This is a genomic window from Flavobacterium agri, assembly GCF_013401995.1.
GTDB lineage: Bacteria > Bacteroidota > Bacteroidia > Flavobacteriales > Flavobacteriaceae > Flavobacterium > Flavobacterium agri.
In genome coordinates this window covers 1-344 of sequence record NZ_JACBJI010000007.1, presented here as the reverse complement: position 1 = coordinate 344, position 344 = coordinate 1, and the positions used below count along the sequence as shown (strand labels likewise).

1 protein-coding gene is annotated in these 344 nt (G+C 69.8%); it reads right to left on the bottom strand.

Annotation, left to right across the window (positions count from 1 at the left end):
* Positions 1-344 (bottom strand): FIDD domain-containing protein (locus HZF10_RS14530; RefSeq protein WP_176006953.1); only part of this gene is annotated, 344 nt, incomplete at both ends.

The window sequence follows — 344 nt, the reverse complement described above, 5'->3', positions numbered from 1 at the left end:
CCGCCGTCGATGACCGGGGTCACCAGGGGCTCCACGGTGAAGCTCACCGTGACCACCTCCGAACGGCATGGCGCAGGATCAGGCGTCGGGCCCGTGCCCAGGTTGCTCACCACGGCGTACACCTGGCCGGTCGCGCTCTGGTAGGCCACGGCCGAGGCCGCGTCTATAGGGTTGATGCCCGCCGCCGCATCGTCCGCATCGGCGTAGTAGGTCACCACGAACTGCCCCGCAGGCTGCCCGTCGAGCACCGTAGCGTCGGCCTGGGTCAGGTCGAACTCGGCGATGCCGTCGGTAAGGTCACCGAAGTCGTCGCACTGGGCCGCGAAGGCATAGGCCGCCGCGGT